The 246-nt window shown below is 66.3% G+C and carries 1 pseudogene; it reads right to left on the bottom strand.

Annotation, left to right across the window (positions count from 1 at the left end):
* A pseudogene (locus AC0IYH_RS33275) lies at positions 1–214 on the bottom strand (hypothetical protein); the annotation flags it as partial.
* Between the last annotated feature and the right edge of the window lie 32 nt (positions 215–246).

The following is a 246-nucleotide window of genomic DNA, read 5'->3' on the forward strand; positions in this document are numbered from 1 at the left end:
GCGTGTCGACGTTAGCGGCAATGAGCTGCGTCCGGCGATCGTCGCCAGGGGCAGGCCGCTTGAACAGGCTCGTTCGGGTAAGCAGGCGCACGACACTGCGGGTCGTGCGATCGATCATCAGCCAGTCGCCGACCGTCGGCCTGTCATCCGCTTCGCCACCTGCCGACATTCTGGACGAAATGGACTCCTCGCCCGCGTCGCCGGCGACGGTCACTCTTCCGCGATGAACGGACAGGACGCGGACAG

It is taken from the genome of Pseudomonas sp. AC463 (genome assembly GCF_979253585.1).